We start from the raw sequence: 298 nt of genomic DNA, 5'->3' as shown, positions 1-298 counted from the left end.
GAACCATTATTCTCTGCAATACCTCATCGATGCCGGTGGCTGCCCGGGAAGCCTCTATTTATATGGGTATCACTCTGGCGGAGTATTACCAGAGCATGGGTTATGACGTCTTGCTGATCGCCGATTCGACGTCGCGCTGGGCCCAGGCAATGCGGGAAACTTCCGGCCGGCTGGAAGAAATTCCAGGTTAGGAAGCCTTTCCGGCTTATCTGGACTCTTCGATTCGCAATATTTATGAGCGCGCTGGGGTGATTCGTCGTACCGATGGCGTTGAAGGTACCTTTACCATGGTAGGGAC

The 298-nt window shown here is 53.4% G+C and carries 1 pseudogene; it reads left to right on the top strand.

Annotated features, from left to right (window positions below):
- Positions 1-191 (top strand): annotated as a pseudogene (locus Q4563_RS18780) (hypothetical protein); the annotation flags it as partial.
- Positions 192-298: the final 107 nt, after the last annotated feature.

Source organism: Gilvimarinus sp. 1_MG-2023 (assembly GCF_030548285.1).
This window is presented reverse-complemented; position numbering and strand designations above follow the sequence as displayed.